Consider the following 15,402-nt stretch of genomic DNA (forward strand, 5'->3'; position numbering starts at 1 on the left):
AAATATGATTAGTATGAAATATCATACTATTATGTAGATTGTCTATCAAAGGAGAGATTGATGATGCATCAGAAAAAAGAGAATAGTCATGGATTCGGGCATGGCAAAGTGCTGGGAACCACATCAATGGGTGAGAGAGGACAAATTGTTATTCCAAGAGAAGCAAGGGAAGAACTTGAACTCAAGCCAGGAGAGAAATTCATCGTCTTCGGGAATAAGCGCAAGGGAGCCGTCATTCTGGTCAAAGCAGAAATGTTCAACAAATTTGCGGATTTCTTCATGAGCGCTTCGAAAAAGTTTGAAAGTATGGCCCAAGCGATCTTCGATAAAAACACTACTATTCCTGAAGATGAGGCTCATGAACCTGAGGTCGATGAAAAAGGACCTGAGGCCGACGAAAAAGGATGAGCGAATTCTTTAAATTGATGAAGGATCTCCGGTTCAGAAGAACCATGCGGATGATTTTTAAGTTCGCTTGGGATTTCTGGTGGCTGGGCAGGCAAAAGCATTTTATTTCGGGACGGCGCTTTGAAGCGAAAACAAAAGCCTTATATCGAAAACAGGCAACGTATTTTACGAAGACCGCCATGGATATGGGTGGTTTAATTATCAAGCTTGGGCAGCATGTGAGTGCGCAAGTGGATATTTTGCCGAAGGAAATGATTGATGAGTTGTCAAAGCTGCAGGATTCCGTAGATTCCGTAGATTTTTCCGAGATACAGCAGAAGGTAGAGCGTGAACTCGGAGCATCCATTAGCGAGATTTTTGCTGAGTTTAGTCCAACTCCTATCGCAGCGGCTTCCTTAGGACAGGTACATCGGGCGACATTACGGACAGGTGAAGACGTTGCAGTAAAAGTTATGCGTCCCGGGGTCGAGGACATTATCGCCATTGATTGGAAATCCATACAAGTTGCTATTCGATTATTAAAACGCTGGACAAAGATGGCAGACTTCATGGACCTTGATGCGGTGTATGATGAGTTCCACGACACCGTGATGGAAGAGCTCGATTACCAAAAAGAGGGACAAAATGCAGAGGAATTTCAGCTGCAGTTTATCCATCGGGATGATGTCGTCGTTCCAGCCATTCATTGGTCCTATACCACTTCTAAGGTTTTAACCATGGAGTTTTTGGAAGGCGTAAAAATAAACAATTTCGCCCAGCTTGATGCCTGGGGTGTGGACCGGACAAAATTAGCGAAGTCACTGATCGAAATCTTCGTAGAACAGATTCTATTAGAAGGGTTCTTTCACGCAGATCCGCACCCGGGCAATGTTCTCGTACAGCCTGACGGCACCATCGCATTAATCGATTTTGGAATGGTTGGACGAATTGCCGATGATATGAAGGCGCAGATGGTAGCCCTTCTAATGGCCGTGTATTTAAAAGATGCTCACGGCGCCATCGACGCCCTTACCCGTTTGAGATTTTTAAGACGAAATGGAGATTTAGAGGTATTTTCAAGGAATCTTACGTCATTATTTGAACAAATCAACGGGGATACGTTTGACCTCAGTTTTGTGACGTCAGGTGACAATGCTGAAGAATTAAGGGATTTCCTCTACTCTCAGCCCTTTCAATTACCTGCAAATACAACATTTTTGGGAAAAGCCATAGGCACAGTGTATGGGCTCTGTACGGGACTGGACCCTGAGCTTGATTTGATTGGGACCGTTAAGCCTTATGTTGAAGAGGTTGTGCGCAGCGATCTGCGGGGAAGTGTCTTCTCCAACGTTGTAGATGAAGGCAAGAATCTTCTCAAAGGAATCCTTCCTACAACCAAGAAGTTCATTTCGGCAGTAGATAAAATGGATAGCGGAAATTTACGGGTAAAGCTATCAAGTTCCTTTGAGAAAAAATTGATAGATACGCAAAATAAGAATACAGAGCGAATTATAGCAACCATCATTGGCGCAGTATTCCTTCTGACTGCTGCAAACATGTGGAATGAAGTGAGTCATATCGTTTCGTATGTGCTAGGCACTCTGGGGTTGCTCATTATGCTTAGCCAACTCAAAGTGAGAGAACGCCGCCGTGATGTGAGACATGCAAGGCAGATGAGAGCCATGCGTGAAAATAATAGATTGGAAAGGCCAAAGTTTAATTCGCATGAATAACTGCCAAATACAGAAGGAGCTGACCCAAAAGCCATCAAATGGCTGCTTGGGTCAGCCCTTTTTACCGAATCCTGGCCTTTAGAGGTGATTTTGACTTTTAAAGACTAATATCTCGTCAACGGCTTGATAATACCCGCCTGCCTTTCCAAAGGATTCCCTAAGCCTTGCGGCAACTTTCTTGAAAGATGAGTGGCCCATCACATGGTCTACAGCTTCACGCAGTTGATTTACGGTCAAATTTTGCATTTGTAATTGAATGCCTGCTCCGATGTTGGCGACTTGCCTGGCAACGACCGGCTGATCCGCGCTTTGTGGAATTACAACCAGAGGAACCCCATAGTGGAGACTTTCAACAGTACTGTTCATTCCGCCATGAGTAATGAATAATTTCGCGTATTGTAAGACATCCGTTTGTGGAACGTAATTTTTTACAATGAAGTTTCTAGGAACTTCTCCTAAATCTGAAATTTGAACCTTATTTCCAATGGCCATAACAATAGAATGATCTGTGTTCTTAAATGCCTCAAAACAAAGCTTATAAAAATCGATGGCTTGGTTAAATACCGTACCCAGTGAAATGTAAATGAGGTTCTTCCCCTTGATTGCCGGTAAGTCGAGGTTTTCTTGCGTGAATCTCGAAGAGATGGATGGACCCACAAATTTATAAGTTTGGTCGAATGCTTCTTCACCCGGTTGAAACTCTCTGGTTGTATAAACTATTGTAAGCGGCGCAGGATTACAAAACACTTCGTAAGGAGAATGGATCTCCACCTCGTATTTTTCCCTTATCATTGCCGTCAGGCTTTGAAATTTATTGTATATAGGTTTAGCTATTTCTGTTGAGACATCCGTGAAAAACGGTTCCAGCATGTTATCGAATGAATCTTTTGTCTGTGCAAAAGAAGTACACGAGTTGACTGCAGGAAGCTTAAGAATTTGAGCAAGTAAATGTCCGCAACCAAACATGGAATCATGGATGATGTAATCGAAATGCTCTCCTTCGATCTGTTCAAGAACGCTTGGTATGACGATATCTGCCGTAAGTAAAAGACCGTTAATTCTCTCGAGTACATAGTCTCTCCCGCCTGAGATAAAGGCTTTTATAAACTTTTGATCGTCAAATGTCCGTACCGAAGCCCCCGTCTTCTCCATACGCTCCCGGAAAGCTTCTACACAAAAGTACACCACCTCTTCCCCACGCAGAATAAGCTCTTGCACAATTCCGATCGTTGGATTGATGTGCCCCTCTGATCCGCCATTAATAAATAGAACACGCGCCATATACACCACTCCTCAGAGTTTTGTTAGCATATACTTCTTCGATTTACTTCGTGCACAACTAGCTTCGGAAGCATACGCTTAAGTATACTGTACTCTAGACCGGGTTAGAATTCGATGCACCCCAAGCAGTCTCGCCCGTTCCCTTATGATACGGTTCACCGCGCTGTCTGTAACGGCAAGTTTTAAGGCCATCCTGATAAAGAGTACGAGTGACGATTCCCTTCTCCTCAAATAAACGCAAGCGGTTTGTCAAAGCTTTCGGACTGATGGGCTGCAGCTTGCGGCGTAGTTCCCCAACTCAGGTTAGATTGTCTTCAAGTAATCAGACAGTGGCTGTTGGTTCCAGATTTGAGCTTCAATATATTCGATATAGGGGCCCATGCCTTCCCAAAGCGCAGTTCTCCCCTTATCTTCCGGCGCACCGTAAATATGCCTCAGCCTATCCAAGTCAGAGAGGGTAAAGATTTTACCGTGATACTGGGATTGATAATGAGCAGATTCCTTGTCCATTCCAAGCCAGTAGGTAACCATACTATCCGGATACGTGAAGCTAATATCTCCGTGCGAAAAAATTGTAAGCGGAACACGCAGGCTGCTTAATTCAAGGAAGGACAAGTTTTCTTCCATCCAATGAGAGTAGCCGAGTACTGCATAGAGTGGATAGTTTTCCTTGGGTTCTCCTCCCTTTGCTATAAATTCATTCTTCACCCATTGTTCAACCTGTCTTCTGTTATTCATATATTGAGCCGGCTCCTTGAATCTATCAGCTAATGGGTTATCCTCATACAGAGACTCCATAACGGCAATCGCTTCTGCATCGCATAATGCGGATAAGCTGCGGAACGGCGGGTCACCTTGTCTGTAATAATGCGTCAGATATGTAATCATGATTGTTCCTCCTTAATGACTACTCCCAGCATTGCACTACGCTTCAGTACATGATACATTTCCTCCAGCATGACTATCGCCTCGTCAATGGTCAGTTCGTGCGAATTCATATGGATCATGACCCCAATTCCTAGCCAATACGCCGAAAGCTTCTTAAACAGTTCCCGAGCCTTAGTTGTGTTCATGGTACATAGCTGTGGGTCGAGCTGTAAGAACGCATTATAGATCTCCTCCGCAATGATGTCATTATTGTTCCTGGTGTAGTCACTGCTGTAATCGGACAAAAACAATAAACGAAAAAGCTGCTTCTCGGATTGAGCAAAAAGCAAACAACCAACCGCCAAGTTCATAGCAGGCTCATTTTTTTCATTGTTGTAGCTTTTGATCTCTACTAAAGCGTAATCAACAGCACGTCTGAAAACATTCTCTTTGACCTCTTCCATGCTCCTGTACAATCGGTATACCGGTTGAGTAGAGCATTTCAGTTTTAGAGCGATATTTCTGGCTGTCAGTATCCCGAATCCCTCTTGTCTGGTCAACTCAAACGCTGCATTGGAAACCTGTTCTTTAGTGACCTCTGCTTTTGGAGGCATTTTTTCCAACTCCCCATACAATAAGTATATAAAATAACGAATGTTATATAACGTACGTTATTATCGTTTCAGCAAAATGTCAATATGATTTTTTGTTCCGGCAAATACAGCAGCAGAGCAGTTTCTTACGGTAAGTATACAGAAGTTCTGGTATCTTATTGTTTCGTACAACAAACAAACTCGCAAGTGCCTGTTTACGCAACCTTTTACATTGAACGTGATCCAATCTCAGTCAATGGTTGGCATGATGTAAATACAGGCTCGTGCGAGCTTTTTTTTAAAAACTTGCCCCTACTTATGATACGGTTCACCAGAATGTACCTTAAACTATCTTACCTGTTATCATGACTTAAGGTCAAAAATCCCCGTTCCCACAATACGCCACTCTGCACGTTAGCTGAATAGGCAGCCGATGATCTCGGCTGCCTATTGTCATGGTGCTAATGTAACCCGTTAGATGCTGCTAATGACACCAATTTCATAACAGGCGGGGTCTGCCTCTACCGGAAATTTTCTACACACTCATGCAGAAAAGCGTCTAGCGTGCGCGGCTCTCTGCCGAGCAAGCGCTTCACAGTGTCATTTGGAATTTCTGGAATCACCGTAGACATGGTTTGAATTTCCACAACGTGGTTCGCAAGCCAAGGAGGCATATGCCCGTATTCGATAAGATTATGGAGTAGTTCTTGGGGTTCCATGTTGATGTAACTTATCGGCCGATTGAGCAGAACGGATAGTTGACCCGCGATCTGGGGATAACTGAAAATCTCCGAACCCGTAAGCGTATATATTTGGCCCGATACCTCAGGGTTGGTTAGAGCTTCTGCGGCAACATCTGCGATATCGCGACAGTCAATGAAGTTACACGGTGAATCGCCCATGGAGCCGAAGAAAACATTTTGGGCTGTAACCGTTGGTGCAAGGCGCATTAAGTTTTGCATGAACGCATAGGGGCGTAACACGGTGTGAGTGAGACCTGATTCCCTCAGCACTTTCTCGATTTCTTGATGCCAGCCAGCGACTGCTACTGGAGAGCTCTGCTCAAAGGCAGGGCTGGATATTTTCACGATGTGTTTGATTCCAGATTCGGCTGCAATCTGAATGATTGAAGTTTCCAATTCGATTTGTCTTGGACTGTTGGACATGGCGAGAAAGAGCTGGCTGGCACCTGTAAACGCGCGGCGGAGCGATTCGGGGTCAGCGGCATCTGCCAATGCGACCTCGATAGTCGACCGGCCTTTTTCTCCGATCTGATTACGCAACTTCGCTGGCTCTCTGCTCAGCGCCCTGACGGGCACGCCAAGATCAACCAAACGTTCCAAAAGCGCACTGCCTATCGTACCTGTTGCTCCCACAATAACGATCATTTTTTTATTCTCCTTTTGGATGAAAAATTAGTTGTGACGGCAAGACGCCACCGCCATGTCACTATCGTACTTGCTATAAATCCGGACAACGGGAAATCGGTCCAGACGCGATCGACCCAGGCCAAGTGGTTGCCCGGAATCCTAATTTCTAATAAATCAGATGTTATCCATGCGGCACATAGGCCACATAAGGACCCGGCCAATGCGAACCCCCCTACCACAACCAAGTGAGGTGCACCGATGACCCATCGCATATGGCCCACTCGGCTGCGTAATAAAAGGCCAATTATCAAGGCCATCAAGGCCGATGCACCGCCGATTGTGGTTAATGCCCCTATTTGAAGCCCCCTATCAGCAGTAACCAATCCCCCAATACCTGCCATGATGGCAGGAGCAGCATAGGCCATTACAACTTCACGCCACAGTACAAAAGTCTTTTTCCTGGAACCAACAGTCTTGATACCGTAAACATCATCTGTCTGATTCGGGCATTTCATCTGGCTCATTTCGTTGCTCCCTTCTTCTAAAAAATCATTCAATCGATTGCTTCCAGCAAATTATAATTAGGAACCTAACTATATAGGAGTAAAAATAGGCTAGCATCACTAGCCCATTTTACTCATTACTGATGTTTCCCTTTGGTTTCAAGCTTCGTTCGTCCGTAAGTGCAGAGATGCCTTGTGTAACCCGGCCTAGCAAGTCGAGAAATACGCTGCGCTCATCGATACTGAGTAATCCCACCATGGCTTCCAGCCAAGCGAAATGCTCAGGAGCCATTTCACGCAGCTTCTTCGCTCCTTCTTCCGTCAAAAGGACCGATCTCTGACGGCCATCTTCTGAGCTTAATCGCCTAGATACTAGGCCATCCCGTTCAAGAATGTCGATCAGACCTGTCACTGTAGCACGTGTAACGCCTAGATGCTCCGCTAATTGCGATGGCAACTCTTCTCCTTCGTAATCTTCAAGATCTGCCAATAAACGATATCGACCTGTTGATAAGCCGAATCTAGAGAAATGAATCTCCGAGGCATGCCCAAGCTGGGCTCCCGCTGCCATTAGCCTAGACGCTACGAGTATAGCCTGTGCGTCTATATCTAGGTTATAGCGGTCAATCTGACGCTTGGATTGTACAAGCGAGGGAATAGCTTCAATGTCATTTATTATTTTCTTATCGTTGGTCATACATATAGTATGGCTCCTAATCACTTTCGTGTCAAGCAGCTAGCTTTGATTCATGAACATAATTGTGGAAATGCCATTTTTCCGATGCAGATCAGGCACTTTTAACATGCCGATGTCCACTAAATGTTTGAGTACGAAGGCACGTATTATTCCCGACGCCATGCAGTTCTGTGACCAGTAGCGCACATATTTATGCGCATGATCGGGTTGTCCATCGAGGTTCACTTGATAAACAGCTTGATCCAATTTCGCCGCAGCTTCTTTGATTCGTTCGGACGGTTGCGGAATCGCCGCACGCAGACGTTCTCCTGTTTGCTTATCCTTGCAATAAACAATGTTAACTTCAAGGTCAGATTCCGTTCGCAGTAAATATTGTTTGTCGAAAAGACGGCGATAGGCGTCAATGTTCACATCGTTCTGTGGTAAATCACCTTTGATCACATGCATCAGACTGACAAAATCCGAACTCAGATTATCTCGCCAACCGCCCTGTCTGCCGCACCACCACGTATCGACCTGCCATACCCTTAGTGCATGTTCATCGGAATCCCGATTCATATCGCCGCAATAATAATATTGTTTTGGATCGAAACTGACGTCAAACTCTCTGTGGATCGTTGCATGAGCAACGTAATGGCCGCCATCTTTTCGGCTGACGGAAACCTCTTCATGGCTAATCTTATTGTGTTCTTTGAAGCTCAATTGATTACCAGCATACGGAATGAGGCTCCATAGCAGCAGATTGACATCGCCGCCTGGAATGTAGACACCCGTCTCTTGGAACACTTCACCCATCGAGAAAAATGTCTTGAAATAATGCTCGACGGCAATCTCCGCATATTCTTTGTACAATGAGTGTAATATCTCGCTTTTTATAGAGGACGGATCTTCGATGTACATATTGGTACGATACTTTCCACCCGGTAGTTTATCCATGAAACCGTATTCTTCCAGTGATTCGATTTCATCCTCGATAAATACAGGTGAAATGCCCAGTTCTTCGGCGATTTCATTAACCGTGAGCGGCTTGTGATACGTTGAGAAAGCGATGTTTTGTCTGATCGCCGTCGCTAAAAAGTCGGCGGTGTCGCCTTTGTTTCCTGGGGATCCGCTATGCCCTAAATTTGTCATACGAATCGGATTAATGCCCAGATTACCCATCGATCGAATTGTGTTCATCTTGTGTTTCAGCTCCTTTTTTGCTTCAAATAAGTGCCATTTGATCGTGCCGCCAGATAGACCCATCTCAGCCGCGATTTCGCTAATTTTCATTCCACCGTAGTAGTACTTGACAACGATTTCCCTTTGCTGGTGAGATAAAAATGCTATTTCCCGCCGCAATGCGCCAGCCGTTTCTTGACGGATAATCTCGCCATAGCCCTCGTCTCTGGACATCACCTCACTATCATCAATCTGCATTTGGTTGGAAGCTTTCACTTTCTCTCCTACGAATTTCGCCCACACATAATGCGCAATCTTAAAGACATAGCTGTTCAGATCCAATAACTCTGTCTTTTTGAGAAGTGCTTGGTATACTTCCAGCGTAATTCTTCCCGCCAGCTCCTCGGCTTCGCCAATCTTTCCCGTCTTGTTCAAAGCAAAACCATATAGCGGCTTGATGTAATCCTTGATGACACGATCAGCATGTTGTTTATTCATGTTCTAAAAGCTCCTTGTTATCGAGTGGCACTCCAATATATACTGCAGCGAAAACGAAAAAGGTTGGGTGGTTTAAGAAAACTTTTTGTTTCGGACGGATACGGAGTGTGATTTGGAATAATATGGAATCCTCGCTCTTTTGCACGCTCATTTGACCAGAGAATTAACTTGCTCCCAATACCCCGCACGCATTTGTACCCATTATTCAACAAAAAGCAGCCGGCAAAAAAAAGGCGGCTGCCTAGTTGTGTTTATTCCACTATCGTTTCCCGTTAGAGCTTAATCAAATGACGAACCATAATCATCGCTTGTTTCTATACAAGAGTCCCAAACAAGTAAACTGCAAACACAATAATACTAAGAATCAACATAACTCCTCCCACCCTATAACACAAAGAAGTTCCAAAATGATTATGATATTTTTTCGAAATGATCACTGCCGGTAACCAAAATACAATAGCAGCCATAAATGGAATGTGATACCCCTCGGTTTCATTCGTATATATATCCCAATTGAATAACTTAAAAAGATAATGGCTAAACATGAATCCGTTTTGAAATTTAAAATTAAATAAGAACCCTAAAGCTAAAACAACTATTGCAAATGAACCCGTACCAAACGGTCTTTTTATTGCCACTTCATTTCACTCCCCTGCAAATTGTTGCCCCTTGGCTACATATTGAAAGTCTTCACTGAATAAAAATTAAGCTAGAACAGTCTTTAAGCCATGTTCACCGCTCTCCATATCATCCTCAGCGGGGGAATGATTAACCTATATGGCGGATCGTGTGATAGGGCGTGTTTTATCAATAATTATAATTTATAAATTCACATCAAAATAAAGGGTTCCACATATTATACATGACTAATATGCGGAACCCTTATGCTTAATTATCAACCTAACCCTTCAAAACCAAATTCAACTTCCTTTTGCGCTGCTTCGGTGGCATAACCTTGCCCAAAAAAACCGTTTAGGAAGTATTGCCCTCGTACAACTAAATCCGCCTGCAGATACAACACTTTAAGCAACACACTTAATTAGGAACCCCATTAGTTGAATTAATTACTCCCAGTAAGGAGTACCACTAAAGAAAAATTTTTACAATAGAAACTGGTAACCACTCACTAGCTTTTATCTGTTGTTCAGTGGGAGACTTAATAATGCAAGATTCAATCATATATTATATTCTTTCCTTCTTCAGTTAGCTTTTTTAAAGATATAAGCATATGATTTATTTCATCATCGGAATGTCTTTCCCATGAACTTAATTCAGCCAATATTTTCAATGGCGATTTAGACCTATATGAACGTGTTGGGTTTCCAGGGAATCTTTTATCCGTTAAGTTCGGATCATTTTCGAATTCACCTACTGGCTCTACAATATAAATTCTCTCTTTTGATTTAGATTTTGCTAATTCAGCACCCCATTTAGCAGCGTCTAATGTTGCAGTGAAATATATATGATTAGATTTTTTATCCTGATAATTGGATAAATACAATGGTTCAAGCAAGTCTCCGATTTTCAATTCTGCTTTAGTACCATGAAAGAACGGACCTGGATCTAAGATGTTTTTTTTGTCATTCATATATGGCACACCCCTTTTTGTTTTAGACTTTCGTATAAGAGTATAAGGCTAAAGGGGGGCAAAAAGTAGTCTATAAATAAATTCCAAATGAGGTTATAATATAAGTAGAGAGTATGATCTTTGGTATTCCAACAGCCCGATCCTCACCATATCCCTCGACAACACCACCATTAAAGGACTAGGATTCCTCTTCTTTTCGGCAAACATCTTTTTTAATTTCGGTAACAATAACAAAAAAGAACGCCTCTGTAATCGACCATTAAGGAGGCGCTCTACTATGAAGTTATTTTATAGCTATAATTAAGAACCTTTTAGAATTTGTAATAATTCCCTTAGGTGTTTGATTGTTTTCAATGAAATCATTTAGAATTTGAAAGTCCTTGTCCTCATAACCGAAGTGGGGAATAATGGGTGTGTGTTTAAGCAAGAACAACAGATCTTCTGGTCTGTGATAGTAATCTACGGCATTGTAATCGAAGGATTCTACGGATTGAAAACCCGCCTCTTTAAGTTCCCTTATATATGTCTCTTTTAATGTTCCATCGGCAACTCCAAACGCCTGCCCGCGACCAAAGGCATTTTTTAAATCCAGCTTATCCCCTTCACTTACTTGCTGCGTCAAAAAAGTTCCACCATTCTTTAATACCTTAGCCACTTCATTGGAGAAGAATGGCGCGTGACAACACGAAACAACGTCAATCGAATCAAAGGAAAATTCCAAATACAGAATGGAATGAAGAAGCGATGGATAGTACATTTTCTCCGCCCCCTGTTCCTACATCCAGAAGAACATCCGTGCCTTTAGACCTTCTTATCACTTCCTCATAAAAATTCCACTCTATCCCTTCTGACGTTACCTGCAATTTACTAAAATCCCAACCATTAATTTTGCCGACTTTATCATAAAAATCTTTATATTCTAATTCATTCATGTTCAAATCACCTCTACCGCTCCAAAATGGGATGACTAGACTGACTATTTTCTCACCAGCAGCAACCATTTGTTCATCTAGGGGTTTCCCGTTCGAGAGCTCTATCCAGATCATATGATGCTTCAATAATGGCTGGCTCCAAATTACTGAGCCATTCGGAATACTCTAGATGTGTTGCCATGGATGGATCCTTCCTTAGCTCCTTGCATCTCTTCAAATTCTCTTTCCATCCGCCACTAAGATGTGAAATTCCCCAATCGGCTGCTTGGCTTTTAGACAGGACGACCCCTTCCTCCCACCAAGCTATAAATTTGGAAGTTAAGAGGAGCCAGTCGATGGAATGAAGGCTATTTCCCTTGCCAAACTTCCGCATACACATGGCATACTCCTTAAAAAAGCTAATGAACTCTTCCCTCGAGAACGATGGAATATGGTCTAGATCGGACTCACCATACAATAAGATACTCTGCTCCTTGATCGTGTATAGGGTGAACAGGTCTAATTGATTTTCGGTCCAGACGGATTCGCTCTTTGTTCCCCACCACAAGCCACTGCCCGTTTCCCCGCTCAGCATATTAATCGTAAGAAAGGCACCCTCAAGCATATCGGTGTAGAGGCTCAGGATTTGTTTATCGGCGGATCTTCTAAGCAGGGATGATCTATAATTGGATCTTTGTTTGTTTAAAAGTTCGATTTCGTCTGGGCTAAGGTCCTCTCCAATGATGACGAGAAAATCCAAATCCCCGTATCCGGGCGATAAATCATTGTGGATGGCCGAACCGTAAAGGTAAATACTTCGCAACTTTCTATCAAGAATGGCTCGGATATCATCAACAAATATGGACAAGGTTTGTTCAAGTATTTCGTCTTCAAAGGATTGCGTCAACATTAAGATCGCTCCATTATTATTTTAATTTTACATTCCCATCTTATGTTATATGGTTGAGCTAATGGGGACACTGAATAAAAACACAGCCTCGTCCCACTTTAACGATTTTTTAGCCATTGAAGTATAGAAAATACCTTGTCTTAGCCTAACCCTTCAAAACCAAATTCAACTATTTTTTGCGCCGTTCCGGTGACATAACCCTGCCAAAAAAATCCGTTTCGGAAGTATTGCCCTCGTGCAACTAAATCCGCCTTTGAAGCTTGACCATACATTCTTTCGTTGTCGCAGTGACGTACTCCATATAATTCACAGAGCCGTTAAAGTTCAAATAAGCTTCATAACGCAAGCGGATTGCGGGTAAAGCAATTAAATCCAGTACACTATCCTTTGGAACCCACCTGCACTCGCTAGTTTCATCAGAAGTAGTCAACTCTCCACCCACAGCTTTGCACACGAAATCAAACATGACCTTCGTAGGAACATCAGTCACACCGTCATACCACTTATGGACTGCTGTATTCGAAATAACACTAATTAAATGGCTAACAGTGGCGTCTATTCCACTTTCCTCTTTGATTTCACGAATCACGCCATCAATGAGGTTTTCTCCAACCTCAGTTATCCCACCAGGAAACACCCAACCATCGTCATGGGCTTTTACTAATAGGATATTTCCATTTCCACCTTCTACAATTCCGCCTGCAGATACAATATGTGTCGGAAACGCCATTTCACGACCTCCTAATACGGTGAAGTTGTATATTACTTCCACGTGTTTCCTGTACCTTCCTGCTTCGTAGATTTATATGCTACTTCAGATTTACCCCTCTCATGTCCCCATAGCAGTTAACGATTTGTTTCAATCCGTCGAGTGTCTCCCCAAAGTGCCGGTTTGGCCAGCTTCGTAGCGAAACTGCGGTTCGTTTATCAGATACAAAAAGGAGCCATAAGGCTCCTTCCATATAACCAATCAAATTTGAGTAATGCTTTACTCTCCACTATCCTTACTGGCTGAAATAACTTATTCAAGCCACTCAGCTGCCGATTATATCCCGAATGCAAAACAACAGTAAAAACGGTCCATTCCGATGCGACCAGCTTGAGACTGTGCTGCAGAAGATCCGGAAGACACGGGCCAGAAAGGCCTCCCGGCCAGGCGGGTTAATTAGTGATTATGTCATAAACCTTATTCAAATTCGTCTTAAAGTATGTAGTAAAGTACCAGTTATGATACACTTCCGGTATATCAATCTCATCAATGCTTTGCTTGTTTTGAACGGCTTCTGCCACGATTTCCATTATATAGGTTAGATATCCCTTCACTTCGTGAAGCTCTTGCAAAGAGCATACTTCGCCATGTCCCGGTACGATCGCTTCTACATCCAGCAGTTCTACCTGCTCCAAAATATTCAGCCATTCCTGAGGATTTGCATACGCCAAAACCGGGTGATGCTTTGAGAGCACCAGATCCCCTATTATGAGAATTTTGTCTTCCGGAATGTACACGATTCCATCACTTTGCGTGTGCCCCCCGCCAAATGTAAGGAGCACAATACTACGATTACTGCCATGTATGGTCATTTGTTGATCAAAAGTTATCGTCGGCAGCGAATGTACCAGATCGGGGAGCATCTTCATAAACTCACGGTCACTAGCATTTTCCCATTCCATTTCCTTTTTTAGCTTCTCATCTGTCTCTTGTTGTATTTGCTCCTCAAATTCTTCGATAGCCTGAACCATCTGCTCCGTGTTTTCCCGATATTGGGCTAACCTGTCTCTGGCAAAAGTATTCATAACCTCACGGGTTGTTGATGTTGAAATAATCTGTGCCGCAGGTAGAAACACTTGATTTCCAGAGGTATGGTCACTGTGCCAATGGGTGTTGATTACATAGGATACGGGGTTTCCCGTAAGGTACTCTGCGGCTGCTTTCAAATCCTCTGCAGCCTGTATTGTCGAGAAAGTATCCACGACAAGAGTAGTATCCCCTAGATCAATGATTGCTGCATTTCCCAAAGAACCGGTACCTGGAACCGCAATCGCTGCAATTACACTATCAGCGACATGATTCAGCCGAAAGTGCTCGGAACCTCTAAATGTTTCTATCCTATTTTTCATACTCACCTCTCCCTTCCAATATGGGAATAGATTATATGCCATATCCATGAGGTAGACAATGATTTTTTCCGGGAAGCAGGCGCAAGATAGATTCTTCAACAACCCGATCATCGAGCACGATATTCATGAACCGATCATTTCGCCAGAACTGCGCGACGTAGTTCCGGCACTTTTCCAGAAAAAAGTCCTTCTCACCTCCGGCGTACCTACGGCTGGATTGCTAAAGCTGCTACTGGTCGGCTGCATCCATGATGCTCTTTTTCTTCAGGTCTGTAGTCAGAGCGGCGCCACCCGGCGCACGACCTGCAGTGTCAGAAGGAAATAATGTATTAGACTGAAAAATAAAGTGTTAGAATATTATTATGGTACAATTTGGATAGACAGGCACTTTCAAAAGGTTGATGATGGAAATATAAAGTTATCAGATTAGAATAATCAGGAGGGATAGGTTTGGGTATTGGTATTATTGTTATTGTAGTATTCGTATTTATCGTCGCCAAGGCCATTCTGAAAGATAACAACAATAAACGGGGCATTAGCGGGAGGGACAGGAACAACTCCGCCGACAGTTTCTTCTTCACGGGAACGGGAGCCGACCTAACCCCTGGTGACGACAGCCACAAACATCATTCCGGCCATCATCATAACGGGGACAACGGAAATAGCGGCCACAACAACCATAACCACGGCGGGAGCAGTTGGGACAGCGGCCATGGCAGCCACGGTGGCTGGGATGGCCGCGGTCATAGCGGCGGACACGACAGCGGCGGCGGCGGTGGTGATTC

General features: G+C 43.5%; 16 protein-coding genes and 3 pseudogenes. 4 read left to right on the forward strand and 15 right to left on the reverse strand.

Going from position 1 to position 15,402, the window contains the following annotated elements; genetic code table 11:
* Window positions 1-63: 63 nt before the first annotated feature.
* Together A3848_RS16495 and A3848_RS16500 are read left to right on the forward strand one after the other, a co-directional pair.
* Window positions 64-408, forward strand: coding sequence for an AbrB/MazE/SpoVT family DNA-binding domain-containing protein (locus A3848_RS16495; RefSeq protein WP_074086003.1), 345 nt, complete (start codon window positions 64-66; stop codon window positions 406-408).
* A 44-nt stretch (window positions 409-452) separates the two neighbouring features.
* Complete coding sequence (locus A3848_RS16500; protein ID WP_178382019.1) at window positions 453-2,120, forward strand: ABC1 kinase family protein; 1,668 nt, start codon at window positions 453-455, stop codon at window positions 2,118-2,120.
* A gap of 78 nt (window positions 2,121-2,198) precedes the next feature.
* Here A3848_RS16500 and A3848_RS16505 read toward each other — a convergent pair whose 3' ends face one another.
* The 15 genes and pseudogenes from A3848_RS16505 to A3848_RS16570 form a co-directional block, all read right to left on the reverse strand.
* Complete coding sequence (locus tag A3848_RS16505; protein ID WP_074086005.1) at window positions 2,199-3,401, reverse strand: macrolide family glycosyltransferase; 1,203 nt, start codon at window positions 3,399-3,401, stop codon at window positions 2,199-2,201.
* Between the two features lie 94 nt (window positions 3,402-3,495).
* Window positions 3,496-3,684, reverse strand: a pseudogene (locus A3848_RS31795) (hypothetical protein); the annotation flags it as partial.
* Between the two features lie 20 nt (window positions 3,685-3,704).
* A complete protein-coding gene (locus A3848_RS16515; protein ID WP_074086006.1) occupies window positions 3,705-4,289 on the reverse strand; it encodes a hypothetical protein in 585 nt (194 codons plus the stop codon).
* Window positions 4,286-4,882 carry a TetR/AcrR family transcriptional regulator gene (locus A3848_RS16520; protein WP_074086007.1) on the reverse strand — a complete coding sequence of 199 codons (597 nt, stop codon included), beginning with the start codon at window positions 4,880-4,882 and terminating at the stop codon, window positions 4,286-4,288. The genes A3848_RS16515 and A3848_RS16520 overlap by 4 nt, the downstream gene beginning before the upstream one ends.
* A gap of 500 nt (window positions 4,883-5,382) precedes the next feature.
* On the reverse strand, window positions 5,383-6,249 hold the full coding sequence (locus tag A3848_RS16525; RefSeq protein WP_074086008.1) for an SDR family oxidoreductase: 867 nt from the start codon (window positions 6,247-6,249) through the stop codon (window positions 5,383-5,385).
* A complete protein-coding gene (locus A3848_RS16530; RefSeq protein ID WP_305953435.1) occupies window positions 6,246-6,788 on the reverse strand; it encodes a hypothetical protein in 543 nt (180 codons plus the stop codon). The genes A3848_RS16525 and A3848_RS16530 overlap by 4 nt, the downstream gene beginning before the upstream one ends.
* 76 nt (window positions 6,789-6,864) lie before the next feature.
* Window positions 6,865-7,431, reverse strand: a complete 567-nt coding sequence (locus A3848_RS16535) for a MarR family winged helix-turn-helix transcriptional regulator (RefSeq protein ID WP_074086009.1) — start codon at window positions 7,429-7,431, stop codon at window positions 6,865-6,867.
* A gap of 39 nt (window positions 7,432-7,470) precedes the next feature.
* Entirely contained in the window at window positions 7,471-9,090 is a 1,620-nt protein-coding gene (locus A3848_RS16540; RefSeq protein ID WP_074086010.1) for a sigma factor-like helix-turn-helix DNA-binding protein, read from the reverse strand.
* A gap of 314 nt (window positions 9,091-9,404) precedes the next feature.
* A complete protein-coding gene (locus tag A3848_RS16545) occupies window positions 9,405-9,728 on the reverse strand; it encodes a hypothetical protein (RefSeq protein WP_074086011.1) in 324 nt (107 codons plus the stop codon).
* Window positions 9,729-9,985: 257 nt separating this feature from the next.
* Window positions 9,986-10,123: a hypothetical protein gene (locus A3848_RS32370; protein WP_178382020.1), complete on the reverse strand. Its 138-nt coding sequence runs from the start codon at window positions 10,121-10,123 to the stop codon at window positions 9,986-9,988.
* A gap of 138 nt (window positions 10,124-10,261) precedes the next feature.
* On the reverse strand, window positions 10,262-10,678 hold the full coding sequence (gene arr, locus A3848_RS16550) for an NAD(+)--rifampin ADP-ribosyltransferase (RefSeq protein WP_074086012.1): 417 nt from the start codon (window positions 10,676-10,678) through the stop codon (window positions 10,262-10,264).
* A gap of 283 nt (window positions 10,679-10,961) precedes the next feature.
* Window positions 10,962-11,610: pseudogene (locus A3848_RS16555) on the reverse strand (SAM-dependent methyltransferase).
* 73 nt (window positions 11,611-11,683) lie between these two features.
* Window positions 11,684-12,499, reverse strand: a complete 816-nt coding sequence (locus A3848_RS16560; protein ID WP_074086013.1) for a nucleotidyltransferase domain-containing protein — start codon at window positions 12,497-12,499, stop codon at window positions 11,684-11,686.
* Between the two features lie 241 nt (window positions 12,500-12,740).
* On the reverse strand, window positions 12,741-13,229 hold the full coding sequence (locus tag A3848_RS16565) for an NUDIX hydrolase (protein ID WP_074086014.1): 489 nt from the start codon (window positions 13,227-13,229) through the stop codon (window positions 12,741-12,743).
* Window positions 13,230-13,660: 431 nt separating this feature from the next.
* Window positions 13,661-14,617 carry an MBL fold metallo-hydrolase gene (locus tag A3848_RS16570; RefSeq protein ID WP_074086015.1) on the reverse strand — a complete coding sequence of 319 codons (957 nt, stop codon included), beginning with the start codon at window positions 14,615-14,617 and terminating at the stop codon, window positions 13,661-13,663.
* A 58-nt stretch (window positions 14,618-14,675) separates the two neighbouring features.
* Here A3848_RS16570 and A3848_RS16575 point away from each other — a divergent pair, with 58 nt between their 5' ends.
* Both A3848_RS16575 and A3848_RS16580 read left to right on the forward strand, forming a co-directional pair.
* Window positions 14,676-14,942, forward strand: coding sequence for a hypothetical protein (locus A3848_RS16575; protein WP_074086016.1), 267 nt, complete (start codon window positions 14,676-14,678; stop codon window positions 14,940-14,942).
* Window positions 14,943-15,067: 125 nt separating this feature from the next.
* Window positions 15,068-15,402, forward strand: a pseudogene (locus A3848_RS16580) (hypothetical protein); the annotation flags it as partial.

This window comes from Paenibacillus sp. P32E (assembly GCF_001909085.1).
GTDB lineage: Bacteria > Bacillota > Bacilli > Paenibacillales > Paenibacillaceae > Paenibacillus_AQ > Paenibacillus_AQ helianthi.